Annotated in this window: 13 protein-coding genes, 2 tRNA genes and 3 rRNA genes; 7 read left to right on the top strand and 11 right to left on the bottom strand. The window is 59.4% G+C overall.

The window, feature by feature from the left end; all coding sequences use genetic code 11:
• Window positions 1-17: 17 nt before the first annotated feature.
• Window positions 18-2,183 carry a fatty acid oxidation complex subunit alpha FadB gene (gene fadB, locus R5R73_RS08380; RefSeq protein WP_322529416.1) on the bottom strand — a complete coding sequence of 722 codons (2,166 nt, stop codon included), beginning with the start codon at window positions 2,181-2,183 and terminating at the stop codon, window positions 18-20.
• Window positions 2,184-2,496: 313 nt separating this feature from the next.
• Between fadB and R5R73_RS08375 the strand changes: the two genes are divergently transcribed.
• A complete protein-coding gene (locus tag R5R73_RS08375; protein WP_322529415.1) occupies window positions 2,497-3,627 on the top strand; it encodes a DUF5924 family protein in 1,131 nt (376 codons plus the stop codon).
• Window positions 3,628-3,704: 77 nt separating this feature from the next.
• The gene (slyA, locus tag R5R73_RS08370; protein WP_322529414.1) at window positions 3,705-4,157 is read left to right on the top strand and encodes a transcriptional regulator SlyA; all 453 of its coding nucleotides are present in this window, start codon (window positions 3,705-3,707) and stop codon (window positions 4,155-4,157) included.
• A 106-nt stretch (window positions 4,158-4,263) separates the two neighbouring features.
• On the opposite strand, the gene R5R73_RS08365 is transcribed toward slyA, so the two are convergent.
• Window positions 4,264-4,785 carry a hypothetical protein gene (locus R5R73_RS08365; RefSeq protein WP_322529413.1) on the bottom strand — a complete coding sequence of 174 codons (522 nt, stop codon included), beginning with the start codon at window positions 4,783-4,785 and terminating at the stop codon, window positions 4,264-4,266.
• Window positions 4,786-5,021: 236 nt separating this feature from the next.
• Here R5R73_RS08365 and R5R73_RS08360 point away from each other — a divergent pair, with 236 nt between their 5' ends.
• Window positions 5,022-5,477 (top strand): universal stress protein, encoded by a 456-nt coding sequence (locus R5R73_RS08360; protein ID WP_071230430.1) that lies wholly within the window; start codon window positions 5,022-5,024, stop codon window positions 5,475-5,477.
• Between the two features lie 80 nt (window positions 5,478-5,557).
• On the opposite strand, the gene R5R73_RS08355 is transcribed toward R5R73_RS08360, so the two are convergent.
• Window positions 5,558-7,483, bottom strand: coding sequence for an ATP-binding cassette domain-containing protein (locus R5R73_RS08355; RefSeq protein ID WP_322529412.1), 1,926 nt, complete (start codon window positions 7,481-7,483; stop codon window positions 5,558-5,560).
• A gap of 243 nt (window positions 7,484-7,726) precedes the next feature.
• Here R5R73_RS08355 and R5R73_RS08350 point away from each other — a divergent pair, with 243 nt between their 5' ends.
• Both R5R73_RS08350 and R5R73_RS08345 read left to right on the top strand, forming a co-directional pair.
• Window positions 7,727-8,602, top strand: coding sequence for a TatD family hydrolase (locus R5R73_RS08350; protein ID WP_322529411.1), 876 nt, complete (start codon window positions 7,727-7,729; stop codon window positions 8,600-8,602).
• On the top strand, window positions 8,599-9,081 hold the full coding sequence (locus R5R73_RS08345; RefSeq protein WP_071230348.1) for a hypothetical protein: 483 nt from the start codon (window positions 8,599-8,601) through the stop codon (window positions 9,079-9,081). The genes R5R73_RS08350 and R5R73_RS08345 overlap by 4 nt, the downstream gene beginning before the upstream one ends.
• Here the strand turns inward: R5R73_RS08345 and R5R73_RS08340 are convergent.
• Window positions 9,038-9,631, bottom strand: a complete 594-nt coding sequence (locus tag R5R73_RS08340; RefSeq protein WP_322529410.1) for an elongation factor P hydroxylase — start codon at window positions 9,629-9,631, stop codon at window positions 9,038-9,040. The two genes, R5R73_RS08345 and R5R73_RS08340, sit on opposite strands and share 44 nt — an antisense overlap.
• A gap of 112 nt (window positions 9,632-9,743) precedes the next feature.
• Between R5R73_RS08340 and R5R73_RS08335 the strand changes: the two genes are divergently transcribed.
• Together R5R73_RS08335 and R5R73_RS08330 are read left to right on the top strand one after the other, a co-directional pair.
• Window positions 9,744-11,168 (top strand): MATE family efflux transporter, encoded by a 1,425-nt coding sequence (locus R5R73_RS08335; protein ID WP_322529409.1) that lies wholly within the window; start codon window positions 9,744-9,746, stop codon window positions 11,166-11,168.
• A 105-nt stretch (window positions 11,169-11,273) separates the two neighbouring features.
• Window positions 11,274-11,969, top strand: coding sequence for a hypothetical protein (locus R5R73_RS08330; RefSeq protein WP_110633326.1), 696 nt, complete (start codon window positions 11,274-11,276; stop codon window positions 11,967-11,969).
• Window positions 11,970-12,010: 41 nt separating this feature from the next.
• On the opposite strand, the gene tusA is transcribed toward R5R73_RS08330, so the two are convergent.
• The 7 genes from tusA to R5R73_RS08295 form a co-directional block, all read right to left on the bottom strand.
• Window positions 12,011-12,253 carry a sulfurtransferase TusA gene (tusA, locus tag R5R73_RS08325; RefSeq protein ID WP_110633329.1) on the bottom strand — a complete coding sequence of 81 codons (243 nt, stop codon included), beginning with the start codon at window positions 12,251-12,253 and terminating at the stop codon, window positions 12,011-12,013.
• Between the two features lie 18 nt (window positions 12,254-12,271).
• The gene (gene rlmM / locus R5R73_RS08320; RefSeq protein ID WP_322529575.1) at window positions 12,272-13,354 is read right to left on the bottom strand and encodes a 23S rRNA (cytidine(2498)-2'-O)-methyltransferase RlmM; all 1,083 of its coding nucleotides are present in this window, start codon (window positions 13,352-13,354) and stop codon (window positions 12,272-12,274) included.
• A gap of 102 nt (window positions 13,355-13,456) precedes the next feature.
• Window positions 13,457-13,571, bottom strand: a 5S ribosomal RNA gene (gene rrf, locus R5R73_RS08315).
• 186 nt (window positions 13,572-13,757) lie between these two features.
• A 23S ribosomal RNA gene (locus tag R5R73_RS08310) occupies window positions 13,758-16,649 on the bottom strand.
• A 255-nt stretch (window positions 16,650-16,904) separates the two neighbouring features.
• Window positions 16,905-16,980, bottom strand: a tRNA-Ala gene (locus R5R73_RS08305).
• A 138-nt stretch (window positions 16,981-17,118) separates the two neighbouring features.
• A tRNA-Ile gene (locus R5R73_RS08300) sits at window positions 17,119-17,195 on the bottom strand.
• A gap of 67 nt (window positions 17,196-17,262) precedes the next feature.
• Window positions 17,263-18,803 (bottom strand): 16S ribosomal RNA (locus R5R73_RS08295).
• The 16S, 23S and 5S rRNA genes sit together here with 2 tRNA genes alongside, the layout of an rRNA operon.
• Between the last annotated feature and the right edge of the window lie 19 nt (window positions 18,804-18,822).

The raw sequence follows: 18,822 nt of genomic DNA, 5'->3' as shown, positions 1-18,822 counted from the left end.
TCCGGTTGGTGGTGGGCTCAGCGGTCGCTGGCGTCAGGGTAAAAGCGCTCGCCGTTGGCGGCCATTTCCTCGAGTCGCGCCGTCGGCGCATACAGCGCGCCCAGTTCGCCGGCGAGCCGTTTCGCTACCGCCACGAACTCGGCCACGCCCATGGCATCGATGTAACGCAGCGCACCACCGCGGAACGGCGGGAAGCCGATGCCGTAGATCAGCGCCATGTCGGCCTCGGCCGGCGACCCGACGATGCCGTCCTCGAGACAGCGCACCGTCTCCATGCACAGCGGCACCATCATTCGCGCAATGATCTCGTCGTCGGACAGTTCCCGCGTTTCACGAACGACCCCGGCGACCAGCCGGTGAGCCTCGTCGTCATGGGTTTTCTTCGGCTTGCCCTTCTTGTCTTCCTCGTAGACGTAGAAGCCCTTGCCGTTCTTCTGGCCGAGCCGCTGATTGTCCAGCATCACTTGAATCGCGGACTTGCCATTGTGGGCCATACGATCGGGGAAGCCTTCGGCCATTACCTCGCTGGCATGCACGGCGGTATCGATGCCGACGACATCGAGCAGATAGGCGGGCCCCATCGGCCAACCGAAGCGCTCCATCACCTTGTCTGCACGCTCGAAGTCGACGCCATGCTCGACCAGGCCGCTGAAGCCACCGAAGTAGGGAAACAGGACGCGATTGACCAGGAATCCCGGGCAGTCGTTGACGACGATCGGCGTCTTGCCCATCTGGCGGGCGTAGGCCACTGTCGCGGCGACCGCGGCGTCGGAGGTCTTGGCACCACGAATGACTTCGACCAGCGGCATCCGGTGCACCGGGTTGAAGAAGTGCATGCCGCAGAAGTTCTCGGGCCGCTTGAGATTGGCCGCCAGCCGGTCGATGGAGATGGTCGAGGTGTTGGATGCCAGGATGGTGTCGTCCGCGATCTGGGCCTCTACTTCGGCAAGTACCGCTTCCTTGATCCGGGGATTCTCGACCACGGCTTCGACCACGAGATCGACCGCACCGAAATCGCCGTAGGAGAGCGTCGGACGAATGTTGCTCAGCACTTCGGCCATTCGCGTCTGGCTGAGCTTGCCGCGCTCGAGCTGCTTGGTCAGCAGTTTGCGGGCTTCCTTCAGGCCGAGTTCGATCGCCTCGGTCTTGATGTCCTTCATCAGGATCGGCGTGCCCTTGTAGGCGCTCTGGTAGGCGATGCCGCCGCCCATGATGCCCGCCCCGAGCACCGCAGTCTGCTCGACCGCCTTGGCATCCTTCTCGTACTGCTTGGCCTTTTTCTTGACGGCCTGGTCGTTCATGAACAGACCGACCAGGTTGTAGCAGACATCGGTCTTGGCCAGCTTGGCGAAGGCTTGCGCTTCGATCGCCTGGGCACGTTCGCGCTCTTCGCCTGCGCCCTTCTGTATGACACGAATCGCCTCGATCGGCGCCGGGTAATGCGGACCGGCCTTCCCGGCCACGTAACCCTTTGCGGTCTCGAACGCCATCATCTGCTCGACCGCATTGAGCTTCAGCGGCGAGCTCTTTTCGGTCCGGCGGGCACGATAATCGAAATCCCCGGCATTGGCCTTGTCGATCATGTCCCGGGCCGCCGCCAGCAACTGGGACTGCGGTACAACGGCGTCGACGGCGCCCACCTTGAAAGCCGTGGCGGCATCGTTCTGCGAGCCGCCGGCAATCCACTCGATGGCATTGTCGGCACCGATCAGTCGCGGCAACCGGACACAACCGCCCCACCCCGGCACGATGCCCAGTTTGGTTTCGGGCAGCCCGATCTGTGCCGTTTCCGCCATGACGCGGAAATCGGTGGTCAATCCGAGTTCGCAGCCACCGCCCAGCGCCAGACCGTTGAGCGCGGTGACGGTCGGGAACGGCAGATCCTCGATGCGATTGAACAGCGCATGAATCCGCGTGTTCATGTCGACCAGGAACGCTTCGTCCTTGGCGAACATGGCATGAAATTCGGTGATATCGGCACCGACGATAAACACGTCCTTGGCGCTGGCAATGACGAGCCCCATGAGCCCGGCCTCACTTTCCAGCGCCTCGACGGCTTGCGACAACTCACCGATGACCGAAGATGAAAGCTTGTTGATCGCCTCATCCTTGAGATCGAACGTCAGGAGCGCGAGATCGCCGTCCTGACGCTCGACCCGGATGGCATCGCCTTGATAGAGCATGAGAAATCTCCGTGCCATGGCTGCGAAAGCGCCCCGTGCTGGCATCTACGAGGCGAATCATACGACTGTTTGAATACCGGGAGCTTGAGGCGCGCGAGTGGGCTCGTCAAGCTCAACCAAAGTCTCGGCCTGCCGCACCGGCTCTCATCCCAGCGTAGACTACCGGCGGCCCGGCTCTGTCTGCTGGCATCTTCGCGCAAAGTGATGCCTCACCCGCTAGAATGTCCCCCGCCTGCCTGTCGGCCTCTCCTCGTTTCGGGAAACAGACAGGTTGGCGCCTTGACAATCACTCGCAGGAGCCTGGCCCGTGGCCATGAAAGACCCCACGATACCTTCGACAGCGGCTCGTCTGGAACCGCTTGTCGCTCGTTTACGCCGCTATCACTGGGTCTGGCCACCTATCGCTTTCGTACTGGGTTTGCTGGGGTTTTTCCTGGTCGATCGGCAACAGTGGCTGGGGGCCGTGCTTGCCCTGGGGCTGGTGCTGACCTGGGCCCTGTTGATCGTCGAAGGTATTGCCAGCAAATGGCTGTCGCGACGAGGACGCAATGCCGCACTGCCCCGCGCGGCGGCGACGTTCATCGCACAGATGGTGCATCAGGAGACACTGTTCTTCTGTCTACCGTTCTTTCTCGCCACGACGATCTGGACCAGCGGCCAGGCCGTATTCACCGGACTCCTGATCGTCTGCTCGATTCTCGCCATTCTGGACCCTCTGTATTTCGGCTTGTCCAACCGTCATCGCTGGCTCTACTTCCTGCTCCATGCGCTGTGCGTGTTCGTGGTGATGCTGGTCACGCTGCCCATCATGCTGAGCCTGACCACGGGAGAGAGCCTGATACTGTCGATTCTGGCGATGATGTTCTTCAGCCTGCCTAGCGTCATGGGCCTGCTCAAACCCGGCGGCGTCGTCCGCTGGCTCGCCATGGCGGGGCTGCTGATCGTTCTGGGTGGCATTGCCTGGACAGGACGGACCTGGATACCGCCAGCGACGCTGTGGCTGTCCGGCAGCGCCCTCTCTCCCGGATTCGACACGGCAGCCCGCGAGCCCAGCGGCAGCATGACGCTGACGCCGCAGGCACTGCGCTCGCGCGGCCTCTATGTCTACACGGCGATACGAGCCCCCCGCGGGCTGCGCGAGAAGGTCTATCACGTCTGGCGTCATGAGGGCGATGTCGTCGAACGCATCGCGCTGGTCATTCACGGCGGGCGCGACCAGGGCTATCGAGCCTGGACCCACAAGCAGAATTTCTCCGCTGACCTGAAAGGCCGCTGGCAAGTGGACGTGGTCACGCAGACCGGCCAGCGCATCGGTAGCGTACGGTTCACGGTGGCCGAAGGTGACGAAGCCTCGACGGCCGATGGTAACATCCAGCGCCCGTTGGGCATCCCCGGCTGGAACATCCGCCATGCCTTGGGAAGCCACGATGAGCAAGCCGACTAATCGCCAATCATTGTGGCTTGCATTATCCTGTGGCGCTTTGGAGAATGTTAGGACGTTCACGATTCAGGTAATCCGCTATGGCACAGCATATCGGCTTTAAACTGGCACGCCTGCCACGACTCTGGCGCGCCGTCATCGATGAACGCTTGGCGCCACTGGGCTTGACCCAGACACGCTGGGTGACGCTTTGGAATCTGCGCAACATGGGTGGAGGTCAGGCCCAATGCGATCTGGCGCGAGCCATCGGCGTGGAAGCGCCCTCGCTGGTGCGCACGCTGGACCAGCTGGCCGAGCAGAATCTGATCGAGCGCCGCCCTTGCGCCGAAGATCGCCGTACCAAGCGCCTTCATCTGACGGAAGAGGCAACACCGCTACTGGAAAAGATCGAGGAGATCGTCACCGAGGTACGCGATGAAATGCTCGGCGGGTTCACGCCGGAAGAGATCGATGCTTTCGAAAGCATGCTGGATCGCATCGAGAAAAACGGGTTGGAACTACAGCGCCAGTCCGAGCAGGCCAAGTCCAACTGAGGCGGGAGCAGGCACCGGCCTGAACACTCCGCCACGATCACGACCAAACGCACCGCGCCGCAAGCGGTGCGCCACTCAAGCAATGCATCACTCAAGCGATGAACCACTACCGAGGCTTGTTCGGCACCTCGACGTTTCTGCCGCTGCCAGCCAGGGTATCCCGCATTGCCAGCCAGCTCGTCCACTCCTGCGGAAACCGTTCGAAGTTCATCGCCTCCTGCCACCAGATGCACATCGTATGCTGGCCGGATTCGACGATCAGGGCGTCCGTCGGCAATCCGTCCAGCCACTGCTTGAGCGCCCGCAGACGCTCGGCATCCAGCGATGGCAGCGGCGCCTGGCGCCAGCGCCACTGATCCGTTGCCGCTTCCAGTGCTTCGCTGGCGACATCGTTACGAATCAGTGTGAAATCGCTGCCCGGCTTCGTTCCCGGGTATCGCAGCCGATAACCGGTCAGCGCCACGTTCGGCATCGCCAGTGGCGCCTTGGTAAAGTTCAACTCCCCGCCGTTGGCCTTGACGTGCCGACGCATTTGCCCGCGGTTGGACTCGCCTCGGCTCGGCCGCAGCCACACCATCGGTGACAGAATCAGCAGCACGGCAACCAACAGAAACCCCAGCACCGCCATGACGTTTTCACTCCTGTTTCGACCGACACTTTCGCGACCCCGTTCCGCCTGATTACGACCAAGGGATGAGGCGCCACCGTGCACTCTACCGGTTACATCACGTTGCGTCGCGAAAGCGCATGGTTGATGATCGCCTGCGGCGCCTGACCGCAGGCCATTATCGAAAATTGCGTTGTGCCGCTCATGAGGCGCGCTTACAGTTATCCATGTTCATTCGCCGAACGGGGGGTTACCCGATGAGCAACGAATACCATCACGTGCTGGTTGCCGTGGATCTGACCAAGGATTCGCATAAAGTCCTGGAACGCGCGATTCCCATCGCACGCCGGAACCAAGCCAAGCTCTCGATCATCCACACGCTGGAACCCCTGGGATTCGCCTACGGCGGCGATATCCCGATGGATCTGACGAGCATCCAGGATCAGCTCGACGAACACGCCACGCAGCGACTGGCCGATATCTCCGATCCTTACGACATTCCTCGTGAAGACCAGCATATCGTGGTCGGCATGCCGGATACCGAAATTCAGCGCTTTGCCAAGGAGCACGATGTGGACCTGATCGTCGTGGGCTCCCATGGTCGCCACGGCTTCGCGCTGTTGCTGGGGTCGACATCGACCGGCGTTCTGCATGGCGCAGAGTGTGACGTTTTGGCGGTTCGCGTCGGCAAGGATGGCGAAACGGAAGAGTAATGGCGACCGGTCTCGTCTCCCGCTGAATCATGCGCCTTGCCCGCGATGGGCAAGGCGCATCCTGCCGCCGCGAGCGGCGACTAGTCCTCTCCTTCCGCCATCGCCTCCAGCTCCATCCAGCGCTCCATTGCCCGATCCAGCTCGGCCTGGGTTGCCGAAAGCGCCTCGATGGCCGCAGTGACGGTCTCGCTGTCCTGCTGGTAGAAGTCCGGCTCGCCCATCTGGGCCTCGAACGTCGCGATCTTGCCCTCCAGCGATTCGATCGTTGCCGGTAACGAGTCCAGCTCCCGCTGCAGCTTGTAGGAGAGCTTCTGGCGCCGCTTGTCGCTTTCGCTCTTCGTCGATTGCGTGGATGCCGCCTGCCGCTCGGCCAGCTTTTCCTGCGCCTTGCGTGCCTCGGCCAACTCCCACGGTGCCGGCGGTAGCCGCCCGCCCTGTCGGACCCAGTCGGTATACCCGCCCACGTAGCTGCGCACGATGCCATCGCCCTCGAACGCCAGCACGTCGGTGACCACGTTGTCCATGAACGCGCGGTCATGCGAGACCAGCAGCAGCGTGCCTTCGAAGTCGAGCAAAAGCTCTTCCAGCAGCTCCAGGGTTTCCACGTCAAGATCGTTGGTCGGCTCGTCCAGCACCAACACGTTGGCAGGCTGGGTGAAGAGCTTGGCCAGCAGCAGACGGTTGGACTCGCCGCCGGACAGCGCCTTGACCGGTTGTCGTGCGCGCTCCGGTGTGAACAGGAAGTCCTGCAGGTAGCTGATGACGTGCTTGTCCTTGCCCGCGACCGTCACCTTGTCGCTGCCCTGAGCAACGTTGTCGTAGACGCTCTTGTCCAGCTCGAGCCCCGCGCGCAGCTGGTCGAAATAGGCGACCGACAGGTTGGTGCCCATGCGCACGCTGCCTTCGCTGGGCTCGAGCTCGCCCAGCAGAATCTTGAGCAGCGTGGTCTTGCCGGCGCCGTTGCGCCCGATCAGACCAATGCGATCGCCGCGCTGAATCTCCAGCGACAGGTCGCGAATGATGCAGGCCTCCGCGTAGTAGTGCGTCACCCCCTGCAGCTCGACGACGCGCTTGCCGCTGCGTTCGCCGCTATCCACCTGGAACGATGCCTTGCCCTGGCGCTCGCGCCGCTGGGAGCGTTCGTTGCGCATCTTTTCCAGCGCCCGGACCCGGCCTTCGTTGCGGGTTCGGCGCGCCTTGATGCCCTGGCGAATCCAGGTTTCTTCCTGCGCCAGTTTCTTGTCGAACTCGGCACGTTCGCGCGCCTCGACTTCCAGCTCGTGCGTCTTTTGTGCCTGGTAGGTGGCGTAATCGCCGGGATAACGACCCAGGCGACCACGATCGAGCTCCAGAATCGTGGTCGCCAGCTTCGAAAGAAAGGCGCGGTCGTGGGTAATGAACAGGACGGCGCCGTCGAATGCCAGAAGCTGCTCTTCGAGCCAGGTAATGGTATCGATGTCGAGATGGTTGGTCGGCTCGTCGAGCAGCAGCAGATCGGGCCCGGCCACCATGGCGCGCGCCAGTGCCACCCGCCGGCGCCAGCCACCCGAGAGGCCGCTCATCATGGCGTCGGCCGGCAGCCCCAGTCGGGTCAGCACGGTGTCGATACGCTGATGGAAAGACCAGCCGTCCTGGGCTTCCAGACGCGTCTGCAGCGTCTCCAGCCGTCGCATGTCCGGCTCGGCCATCGCCACGAGACGGTGATACTCGGCCAGCAAGTCTCCGGTTTCGGGCAGCCCCTGGGCGACGACTTCGAAGATCGTCGCCTCGTCGGCGTCCGGCAGCGCCTGTTCGAGAACGCCGATCTTGAGACCCGGCGCGCGCCAGATATGGCCATCGTCGGCCTGATTATCGCCCGCGATCAGTTTCAGCAGCGTCGACTTGCCGGTGCCGTTACGCCCGACCAGCGCGATGCGCTCTCCCTTCTCGATGACCAGGTCGGCGCCATCGAGCAGCGTATGGTGCCCGTAGGCGAGTTGCAGTTGTTCAAGGCGTAGCAGAGCCACGTAGGACCTCGCGATCGTGAAACTTCGAAATGGTGACGGTCATGTCTTGCCGAGCGTGTCTTGCCGAACGTGCTTCTGAAGAAACGTGTCGTCTGGCTGGCATTGTACCTTGCTCGACCAAACTCGCCGAAATGGATTGGCCCACGCTTCGCCGTTGGCGTCCGGCGCTTTACAATGCCCGTCGATACCTGCATCGACTGACATTTCATCGACTCATCATTCACTGACCAAGAGGAGTGCCGCGTGAGCGACACGTCCCCGCATGAATCCGCGAACGGCGGTTCTCCGCTGCCGGAAGCGTTACGCATCACTTCCCCGGTGCCACTGGTCGATATCGGGGCCAACCTGACGCACGAAAGCTTCGACCGAGATCTCGAGGCCACGCTGACTCGGGCGACCGAGGCCAATGTCACGACGCTCGTGATCACTGGCGCCGATCTCGAGGGCGCTACCCAGGCAGCAAAGCTGGCAACCCGTTTCGCGGGTCTCCATGCCACGGCGGGGCTGCATCCTCATCATGCTGCCGATTGGACCTCCGAGCTGGAACAGGCGATGCGCGAGCTCCATCGCCAGAAAACCGTGGTCGCCGTGGGCGAATGCGGTCTCGATTTCCATCGCAATTTTTCATCGCATACGGATCAGGAACGCGCACTGGAAGCGCAACTGGCCCTGGCGGCGGAGACGGGGTTACCCGTGTTTCTCCATGAACGTGACGCCGGCCGCCGGATGCTGGAAATGCTGCGGGAATGGCGAGACCGGCTCAGCGACGCCATCGTCCACTGCTTCACCGGCGACAGGGAGACACTCCACGGCTATCTCGATCTCGATCTGCACATCGGGCAGACCGGCTGGCTGAGCGACGAGCGTCGGGGCCATCATCTTCGCGAATTCGTCGCCGATATTCCCGACGACCGCCTGATGGTGGAAACCGATTGCCCTTACCTGCTGCCCCGCAATCTGCCGGCAAAGATAAAAGGACGCCGCCACGAGCCGGCTCTGCTACCTTGGATAGTGAGAGAGCTGGCTCACTGGCGCGGCACGACCGAGGCCGAGCTGGCACGACAGACCACGCTGACGGCCAAGCGTTTCTTTCGGATCGAGGAGGTCGCTGGCGAATGACGAACTATCCCGGATTCATCGCTGTCGAGACAGGTGGCGACAACTCGCTGCCACTGGCCATCGCCTGGGCACTGCCCAACGGCCAGGTCAAGAATACCCTGATCCAGCCTGACGACGAATGGCTGGAAGACGAACTACTGTCGCTCGGCGGCTATGATCTCGACGAACTCCGCCACCTGGGCATCAGTCCTCTCGACGTCCTCAGGGAGCTGGAGAACGATCATTTCAGCGAGACGCTCTATACCGCTGGCGTTCAGGATGACGAAGCGGCGCTATCGATGATGTTCGATGACTTCGGCGTCGATCCCTTCGTCGAGCTGGCGCCCGCCTCGATGCTCTACCCCGACCTCGAGCCCGGCGAATGGGCCCGCGCCCGCAACGAGCTCTTCGGGGAAATGGGTCTTGAGCCGTTGCGTCCGGAGCACGAGGTACAGGTCATGCTCTACCTGCATCAGCGGCTGATCCAGCGGGACGAGTAGTATCGTTCGCGTCGAGCCGTCGCCGCCCGGCGGCGACGGCTTCCGGGATCCCGCCCGTTCCTGCATAAAAGATACCGAGCGTGTCGATCAAGGCCTGGGCGCGTAGCGGCATGCCTTCACTAAGATAACGGGCTGCTCGCGCAGAGACTTTCCTGCTGAAAGCCTGTCGATCGACCTCGACGCCATCGAGATTGTCGACGCTGACCTGGAATGGTTTTCCGCACGCTTCGCTGAACAGCAACTCCAATGCCTGGGGCGCGACCTCCACCCGCTCGAAATCTTTCTGCTGGCGGGCGTCGCGTCCATCCGGTTCATACCAGTAGCCATAGTCCTCGAGCTGGCGACGCTTCTCGCCGGCGATACACCAGTGGCTGATTTCATGCAGCGCGCTGGCAAAGAAACCATGAGCGAACACGATCCGATGATGATCGTGCCGGGCATCCGCAGGCAGGTAAATGGGTTCATCCTCTCCGCGAACCAGCCGCGTGCGATAGCGGTCGGCGAATACGCCGTCGAACAGATGAATCAGATCGTCGATGTCATGAATCATGAACGCCTCCAGAACTGCGCCGGAGTATACGTAAGTTCACCTCGGTCGCCGAGCGCTGGCGATCGACTCCTGCTAGAATCGCCGCCCTGCCCGTTCGGTCAAGGAGCGCTTCGTGTCGTCGACCGCCCATCGTTTTTATCGCTGTCGAAAAGAGACTGCGAGCCTGGTACGCCTGGGCCTGCCGATCTGTGGCGCGCAGCTGGCACAGGCCGGCATGAGTGCATCGGATGTGATCATGTCGGGGCGGGCCAGTGCCACCGACCTGGCAGCCGTCTCGGTGGGCGCGAGTCTGTGGGTGCCCTTGATGCTGTTGATGACCGGGACGTTAATGGGCGTCACTCCGATCGTCGCCCATCGCGCAGGCGCGGAACGTTTCGACCAGGTGCGCGGGAAGGTTCACCAGGCGCTTTGGGTAGCCTTGGTACTCGGATGTTTCAGCGCGCTGATCATGACCTTCGGCGGCAAAGCCATCTTCCAATTGATGGAAATACCCACCGATGTCGCCAGCCTGGCGATCGAATACCTGAAAGCGGTGGCTTTCGGTATCCCGGCCGTGGCGCTCTATCAGGCGCTGCGCGCCTTCTCCGACGGCATGCACCATACTCGTCCGGCATTGTGGATGAGCCTTCTCGGGCTGGCCGTGAATATTCCCGGCAACTTCGTGTTGATCTACGGCGGCCCCGGCCTGACCGAGCTGCTGGGCGACGACATTCCGCTCTTTCTACAGCAACTGCCTGCTCTGGGCGCGTTCGGCTGCGGTATCGCGACAGCCATCTCCATGTGGGCCATGTGCCTGGGCATGATCTGGTATACGGCACGAAGCCGTGCCTACGCACCAGTGACGCTCTGGGTATCTCCGACTCTGCCATGCTGGAGAGACATCGCCGAACTCCTGTATATCGGCCTGCCGATTGGTCTGGCGATTTTTTTCGAGGTCACCCTGTTCACCGTGATCACGCTACTGGTCGCCTATCTCGGCGAGATCACGGTAGCCGCGCACCAGATCGCCCTCAATGTGACGTCGATTCTGTTCATGCTGCCGCTGTCGCTGAGCATGGCGTTGACCGTCAGGGTCAGTAACCGACTGGGCGCCGGCAACAATGCAGAAGCCCGCTTCGTTGCCTGGAACGGTATTGGTGTCGGCTTTGCTCTGGCGCTGTTCAACAGTCTGCTGATCTGGTTGCTGGCGGCGCCTGTGGTATCGCTCTATACCGCCAATCCCGAAGTGCGGACCTTGGCCATGTCGCTGATCCTGCTGGCCATGATGTTCCAGATTTCGGATTCGCTTCAGGTCAATCTGGCTGGCGCCTTGCGCGGGTACAAGGATACTCGGGTGGTCATGGGCATCACGCTGTTTTCCTACTGGTTCGTCGGCCTGGGTTGCGGCCACCTACTGGGTCGAGGGCTGGAGGGTGCGTTCGATTCGCTGGGGGTCTATGGTTACTGGATCGGCCTCAATGCCGGGCTGACCTCGGCAGCGCTGCTGCTGGCCTGGCGACTATGGCGCGTCAGCCGACGTCAACGGATGGAAACCTGAAATAATCCCCATCGTGTTTAACCCGGGGCTTAACAGGCCCTTCATGGCTATGCTAATACTGGCACCATGCCTCAAGCCGAGACATTGCCGACCAGGAGGGTAGCCATGGGTGTCCCACTTTCCCCTCGATCTGCGCAGATCATTGATCTGGAAACCATGAGGCATCGGCTGAGAGCCAGGAAGCGGTTGGTCCGGTTGTCGCCCGAGCTCGATGGTCTGGAAATGCTTTACTACCTCGCCTCAGACCCCGATACGCTGTACGGGATGCCGCTGCTGGCATGGGGCCTGCGTGAAGACGACGAAGTCGTCGGCCTGATACCTTGGATGGAGTCGTTGGCGTCGTGCCATGAACTGGATGATCCCGAGTATGGTCACTTCGTTGGCTACCGGGATCCCGAGACTCACGAGATATTTCACGACGCGCCCGAACACAAGATCGTCGAGTTGGCGCACGCGGCAGCCTACTTCGATTACGAAGAGACACCGGAAGTCTCTCTGACTCAGCAACTTCCGGAAACCCAGGGTACCCATGCGCTATGCATGGACGAAGACGGCAAACCTTGGCAGCTCAAGCAGATTTTTGGATGGCATCTCTACAGCGATGGAACCGTCGATGCGATGCTGGTCGATGAGGGCCAGGCGACATCGCTTCCCGTGCTGATGGGTGATGAGTGTCTCTACCCGGGCAAGAGCCGTCATCAGACGCTCTATTTTTTTCAGCGCAATATCGCCAATCGCATTCGAAACGAAGATCCGGACACGCTGGAAGCGTTGGCCTTGATGGTCATGCCGGACAACTGATCGGCCCGGCTTGAAGTGTATCGATCGAACGAACCGCTATTTCATCCCAGCAGAATGCGATAGCGGTACTCTCCTTCGACCTCGGATTGCTCGATAAGCTCGTGCCCCAGAAAGCTGCAGAATTTGGGGATATCGCGGGTCGTGGCGGGGTCGGTAGCGATGACATCGAGAATGTCGCCCGCCGACATGTCACGTACCTTGTTATGCATCAGCATGATCGGCTCCGGACAGTAGAGCCCGCTCGTATCCAGCGTTTCACTTCGCATCGATTCAGCGTTACTCATGGCTCCCTCGCGCAATCATCATCGCTCTCCTTTCAGCCGAACGTGAACGGTGACCTCTTCACGATCATGATACAGATGGCGACAGGCGATATCAGCTTCTATGCCCTCCGTCTTCAGCTTTACCTCAAGCCGTGTCAGGCAGCGCTGAACCTCTTCCCAGCGCTTTTTCATCGGCAGTTTCAGGTTGAATATCGCCTCGCGACACCAACGCTTGATCAGCCATCGTTCGACCATGTCGATGACGCGCATCGGCTTGTCGACGATATCGCAGACCAGCCAATCGAGCCGGTACGGGGGCTCCCACACGAATCCGTCTTCACGCAGATGCTCGACCTGCCCCGTGGCCATCAGACCAGGCGCCATGGGCCCGTTATCGATGGCATAGACGAACATGCCTCGACGAACCAGCTGGTACGTCCAGCCACCCGGCGCCGCGCCGAGATCCACGGCCTGCATGCCTTCATGCAGGCGTGACTCCCAGGCCTCTTTCGGCACGAAGGTATGCCAGGCCTCCTCGAGCTTCAGCGTCGAACGACTCGGGGCATCCGCCGGATGACGAAGACGCAGGACGCCCCCCGGATGTTCACTGCGATTGCCGGGGAAGCTCATCCCTATCTGCACGGCGTCGCCTGCCAGCCAGAACAGATGCAGTCGACGCCCACCAGCTTTCCGCCGCAAACCGCCACCTCGCTTCATAGCGCTTTCCAGAGGGCGACTCAAGGATTTGGCCAAACGTGACAGGCTCTTGCCTTCATTGGTATCAGGCGTCTCGTGCCAGATGGACTCGAAATTCCAGCCGCTTTCCTTGATCAGCTCCACGACGGGCGAGATCCGGTCATCGCGGGAGAGTGACAACGGCTCGAAAGCAACCAGTGACTGCCTGGCGAATACCAAAGACATCAACGGCAACTCACGATGGATACCGTTGGCTGGCCGGGAATCGTGACTCTGCCAACGAACGAAACCGCTGTTGCTTTCGACCGCCACGACCTGCCCCGGCTCATCGAGTTCGTGTGCACGGGCTGTGATTTCAGCCGCCAGGTCGGGCTCGAAACCGGCCCGACAATACAGCAGCCATTCGTTGGGCACTCGATTCACAATCGCCTCGCTAAGCTGGTACTCGTTTCAAAAATCTGGTGATCGTTTCAAAAAAGTCTGGCATAAAAAAACCCCAGCCTTGTTGGGCTGGGGTTTGGGATAGATGCCTGACGATGACCTACTCTCACATGGGGAGACCCCACACTACCATCGGCGCTGAGCGGTTTCACTACTGAGTTCGGCATGGATCAGGTGGTTCCCACTCGCTATGGTCGTCAGGCAAAACTGACGTCGGGATGCGTGGCGTGACTGCAATTTGCCCTCATCCCGACCGATTCGGATCATGCTGACCAAGACACGTCTCGCCTGTCTGCTCTTCAAGACAGGGCGTATCCAGTCTGTCGGTGATCATCACCGATCGCACGCGGTACGCATCGTACCGGTGCCGTAAACCCCTTGGGGTTATATGGTCAAGCCTCACGGGGCATTAGTACACGTTAGCTCAACGCCTTGCAGCGCTTCCACACCGTGCCTATCAACCAGCTAGTCTTGCTGGACCCTTTAGGAGACTCTAGGTCTCGGGGAGATCTCATCTTGAAGAAGGCTTCCCGCTTAGATGCTTTCAGCGGTTATCCCGTCCGCACATAGCTACCCGGCGATGCCACTGGCGTGACAACCGGAACACCAGAGGTGCGTCCACTCCGGTCCTCTCGTACTAGGAGCAGCACTTCTCAAATCTCCAACGCCCACGGCAGATAGGGACCGAACTGTCTCACGACGTTCTAAACCCAGCTCGCGTACCACTTTAAATGGCGAACAGCCATACCCTTGGGACCGACTTCAGCCCCAGGATGTGATGAGCCGACATCGAGGTGCCAAACACCGCCGTCGATGTGAACTCTTGGGCGGTATCAGCCTGTTATCCCCGGAGTACCTTTTATCCGTTGAGCGATGGCCCTTCCATACAGAACCACCGGATCACTAGAACCTACTTTCGTACCTGCTCGACGTGTCTGTCTCGCAGTTAAGCACCCTTATGCTCTTGCACTCAATGCACGATTTCCAACCGTGCTGAGGGTACCTTCGTGCTCCTCCGTTACGCTTTCGGAGGAGACCGCCCCAGTCAAACTACCCACCACACACTGTCCTCACACCGGATCACGGTGCCAAGTTAGAACGCCAATGATGCCAGGCTGGTATTTCAAGGTTGGCTCCACCCGAACTGGCGTCCGGGTTTCCAAGCCTCCCAGCTATCCTACACAAGCAACATCAGCGTCCAGTGTGAAGCTATAGTAAAGGTTCACGGGGTCTTTCCGTCTAGCCGCGGGTACACAGCATCTTCACTGCGATTTCAATTTCACTGAGTCTCGGGTGGAGACAGCGTGGCCATCATTACGCCATTCGTGCAGGTCGGAACTTACCCGACAAGGAATTTCGCTACCTTAGGACCGTTATAGTTACGGCCGCCGTTTACCGGGGCTTCGATCAAGAGCTTCGCCCGAGGGCTAACACCATCAATTAACCTTCCGGCACCGGGCAGGCGTCACACCCTATACGTCCGCTTACGCGTTAGCAGAGTGCTGTGTTTTTAATAAACAGTTGCAGCCACCTGGTATCTTCGACCGGTTCGAGCTCGGGACGCGAGGTCCTTCACCCTAAGCCGGCGCACCTTCTCCCGAAGTTACGGTGCCATTTTGCCTAGTTCCTTCACCCGAGTTCTCTCAAGCGCCTTGGGATTCTCACCCTGACCACCTGTGTCGGTTTGGGGTACGGTCGCATGTGATCTGAAGCTTAGAGGCTTTTCCTGGAAGCGTGGCATCGATGACTTCCGGACCGTAGTCCGTTCGTCTCGTCTCTCGGCCTTGAGGACCCGGATTTGCCTAAGTCCTCAGCCTACTGACTTTCACCAGGACAACCAACGCCTGGCTCACCTAGCCTTCTTCGTCCCCCCATCGCAATCACATCCGGTACGGGAATATTAACCCGTTTCCCATCGACTACGCCTTTCGGCCTCGCCTTAGGGGCCGACTCACTCTGCTCTGATTAGCATAGAACAGAAAACCTTGGTCTTCCGGCGGGGGAGTTTTTCACTCCCCTTGTCGTTACTCATGTCAGCATTCGCACTCGTGATATCTCCAGCATGCTTCTCAACACACCTTCACAGACTTACACGACGCTCCTCTACCGCTCATCCAGAGGATGAACCCGTAGCTTCGGCATCTGGTTTGAGCCCCGTTACATCTTCCGCGCAGGCCGACTCGACTAGTGAGCTATTACGCTTTCTTTAAAGGATGGCTGCTTCTAAGCCAACCTCCTAGCTGTCTATGCCTTCCCACATCGTTTCCCACTTAACCAGAATTTGGGGGCCTTAGCTGACGGTCTGGGTTGTTTCCCTTTTCACGACGGACGTTAGCACCCGCCGTGTGTCTCCCACGCTCTACTCACCGGTATTCGGAGTTTGCCTCGGGTTGGTAACCCGGGATGGGCCCCTAGCCGAAACAGTGCTCTACCCCCGGCGGTAATACGTGAGGCGCTACCTAAATAGCTTTCGAGGAGAACCAGCTATCTCCGAGCTTGATTAGCCTTTCACTCCGATCCACAGCTCATCCCAGCATTTTTCAACATACTTGGGTTCGGGCCTCCAGTTGATGTTACTCAACCTTCACCCTGGCCATGGATAGATCGCCCGGTTTCGGGTCTATATCCAGCGACTGGTCGCCCAGTTAAGACTCGATTTCTCTACGCCTCCCCTATACGGTTAAGCTCGCCACTGAATATAAGTCGCTGACCCATTATACAAAAGGTACGCGGTCACAGAACGAGTCTGCTCCCACTGCTTGTACGCACACGGTTTCAGGATCTATTTCACTCCCCTCTCCGGGGTTCTTTTCGCCTTTCCCTCACGGTACTGGTTCACTATCGGTCAGCCAGGAGTATTTAGCCTTGGAGGATGGTCCCCCCATGTTCAGTCAGGGTTTCACGTGCCCCGACCTACTCGATTTCACACATTCAGGTTTTCGACTACGGGGCTATCACCCACTATGGCCGGCCTTTCCAGGCGCGTTCGTCTAACCAGTCACATGCTTAAGGGCTACTCCCCGTTCGCTCGCCGCTACTGGGGGAATCTCGGTTGATTTCTTTTCCTCGGGGTACTTAGATGTTTCAGTTCTCCCGGTTCGCTTCCCAACACCTATGGATTCAGTGTGGGATATCCAGCTTGTGCTGGATGGGTTTCCCCATTCGGAAATGTCCGGGTCGCAGGTTGTTTGCCACCTCACCGAACCTTATCGCAGGCTACAACGTCCTTCATCGCCTCTGGCTGCCAAGGCATCCACCGTGTGCGCTTAATCGCTTGACCATATAACCCGAAGGAGTCTGGTCAGTGATTAATCATTCGACAATTGCCGGATACGCTTGAGACGTATCTCGTTTCGCTCTTCTCTAGAGAGAAGAACTGTCAGCATGATCCAAATTGTTAAAGAGCGTTTAGAGCGATAAGCTCTAAGCTGTAAGCTTGCTGTCACGAGTGTTTCATCGTCACGTCAAGCGTATAGCTTAAAACTTATGGTCAGACTGTCGGGTTGTGCTTGTCTCTCGAGTTGCCGCGAGAGAATGGTGGAGCCTAGCGGGATCGAACCGCTGACCTCCTGCGTGCAAGGCAGGCGCTCTCCCAGCTGAGCTAAGGCCCCGGATAGACAGATCGTAAAAAGAACCAAGAAGACTTTCTCTTTTATTTGATCTGTTTAATTTTATTCAGATCGAGGCATTTCGGGGCGACGCATAGCCTGCTATGCGAGTCACGAAATAACGTGGAACTGGATAAAATTTGGTGGGTCTGGGCAGACTCGAACTGCCGACCTCACCCTTATCAGGGGTGCGCTCTAACCAACTGAGCTACAGACCCAAACAGTCTTGCTCTGGCCGATCAGGTAATTGATTGTGAGCGCTTGAACCACGCTAAGCTAATCGTTTAAGGAGGTGATCCAGCCGCAGGTTCCCCTACGGCTACCTTGTTACGACTTCACCCCAGTCATGAACCACACCGTGGTGATCGCTCTCCCGAAGGTTAAGCTAACCACTTCTGGTGCAGTCCACTCCCATGGTGTGACGGGCGGTGTGTACAAGGCCCGGGAACGTATTCACCGTGACATTCTGATTCACGATTACTAGCGATTCCGACTTCACGGAGTCGAGTTGCAGACTCCGATCCGGACTGAGGCCGGCTTTCTGGGATTCGCTCCACCTCGCGGTCTCGCAACCCTTTGTACCGGCCATTGTAGCACGTGTGTAGCCCTACCCGTAAGGGCCATGATGACTTGACGTCGTCCCCACCTTCCTCCGGTTTGTCACCGGCAGTCTCCTTAGAGTTCCCGACTTTACTCGCTGGCAAATAAGGACAAGGGTTGCGCTCGTTACGGGACTTAACCCAACATTTCACAACACGAGCTGACGACAGCCATGCAGCACCTGTCTCAGAGTTCCCGAAGGCACGAAGGCATCTCTGCCAACTTCTCTGGATGTCAAGGGTAGGTAAGGTTCTTCGCGTTGCATCGAATTAAACCACATGCTCCACCGCTTGTGCGGGCCCCCGTCAATTCATTTGAGTTTTAACCTTGCGGCCGTACTCCCCAGGCGGTCGACTTATCGCGTTAACTGCGCCACTAAGTCCTTAAAGGTCCCAACGGCTAGTCGACATCGTTTACGGCGTGGACTACCAGGGTATCTAATCCTGTTTGCTACCCACGCTTTCGCACCTCAGTGTCAGTGTCAGGCCAGAAGGCCGCCTTCGCCACTGGTATTCCTCCCGATCTCTACGCATTTCACCGCTACACCGGGAATTCTACCTTCCTCTCCTGCACTCTAGCCTGGCCGTTCCGGATGCCGTTCCCAGGTTGAGCCCGGGGCTTTCACAACCGGCGTGCCAAGCCACCTACGCGCGCTTTACGCCCAGTAATTCCGATTAACGCTCGCACCCTCCGTATTACCGCGGCTGCTGGCACGGAGTTAGCCGGTGCTTCTTCTGCGAGTGATGTCCTTCCTCTGGGGTATTAACCCAGAGGCTTTCTTCCTCGCTGAAAGTGCTTTACAACCCGAAAGCCTTCTTCACACACGCGGCATGGCTGGATCAGGCTTTCGCCCATTGTCCAATATTCCCCACTGCTGCCTCCCGTAGGAGTCTGGGCCGTGTCTCAGTCCCAGTGTGGCTGATCATCCTCTCAGACCAGCTACGGATCGTCGCCTTGGTAAGCCGTTACCTTACCAACTAGCTAATCCGACATAGGCTCATCCGATAGCGCGAAGTCCGAAGATCCTCCGCTTTCTCCCGTAGGACGTATGCGGTATTAGCGTGGGTTTCCCCACGTTATCCCCCACTACCGGGCAGATTCCTATGCATTACTCACCCGTCCGCCGCTCGCCACCAGGGAGCAAGCTCCCCGTGCTGCCGCTCGACTTGCATGTGTTAGGCCTGCCGCCAGCGTTCAATCTGAGCCATGATCAAACTCTTCAGTTTAAAGTCTGATAGTCCTTAC

Origin of the sequence: Salinicola sp. LHM, assembly GCF_034479735.1 — a bacterium.
In the GTDB taxonomy this organism is placed as follows: Bacteria; Pseudomonadota; Gammaproteobacteria; order Pseudomonadales; family Halomonadaceae; genus Salinicola; species Salinicola salarius.
Note: the sequence above shows the minus strand (reverse complement) of the source record. Positions and strands in the feature narration are given on the sequence as shown.

What these genes read in the sequence shown, in the direction of transcription:
- fadB (WP_322529416.1), bottom strand. Translation starts at nt 2,183, where the DNA reads ATGCTCTATCAAGGCGATGCCATCCGGGTCGAGCGTCAGGACGGCGAT.
- R5R73_RS08375 (WP_322529415.1), top strand. Translation starts at nt 2,497, where the DNA reads ATGAAAGACCCCACGATACCTTCGACAGCGGCTCGTCTGGAACCGCTT.
- slyA (WP_322529414.1), top strand. Translation starts at nt 3,705, where the DNA reads ATGGCACAGCATATCGGCTTTAAACTGGCACGCCTGCCACGACTCTGG.
- R5R73_RS08365 (WP_322529413.1), bottom strand. Translation starts at nt 4,785, where the DNA reads ATGGCGGTGCTGGGGTTTCTGTTGGTTGCCGTGCTGCTGATTCTGTCA.
- R5R73_RS08360 (WP_071230430.1), top strand. Translation starts at nt 5,022, where the DNA reads ATGAGCAACGAATACCATCACGTGCTGGTTGCCGTGGATCTGACCAAG.
- R5R73_RS08345 (WP_071230348.1), top strand. Translation starts at nt 8,599, where the DNA reads ATGACGAACTATCCCGGATTCATCGCTGTCGAGACAGGTGGCGACAAC.
- R5R73_RS08340 (WP_322529410.1), bottom strand. Translation starts at nt 9,631, where the DNA reads ATGATTCATGACATCGACGATCTGATTCATCTGTTCGACGGCGTATTC.
- R5R73_RS08330 (WP_110633326.1), top strand. Translation starts at nt 11,274, where the DNA reads ATGGGTGTCCCACTTTCCCCTCGATCTGCGCAGATCATTGATCTGGAA.
- tusA (WP_110633329.1), bottom strand. Translation starts at nt 12,253, where the DNA reads ATGAGTAACGCTGAATCGATGCGAAGTGAAACGCTGGATACGAGCGGG.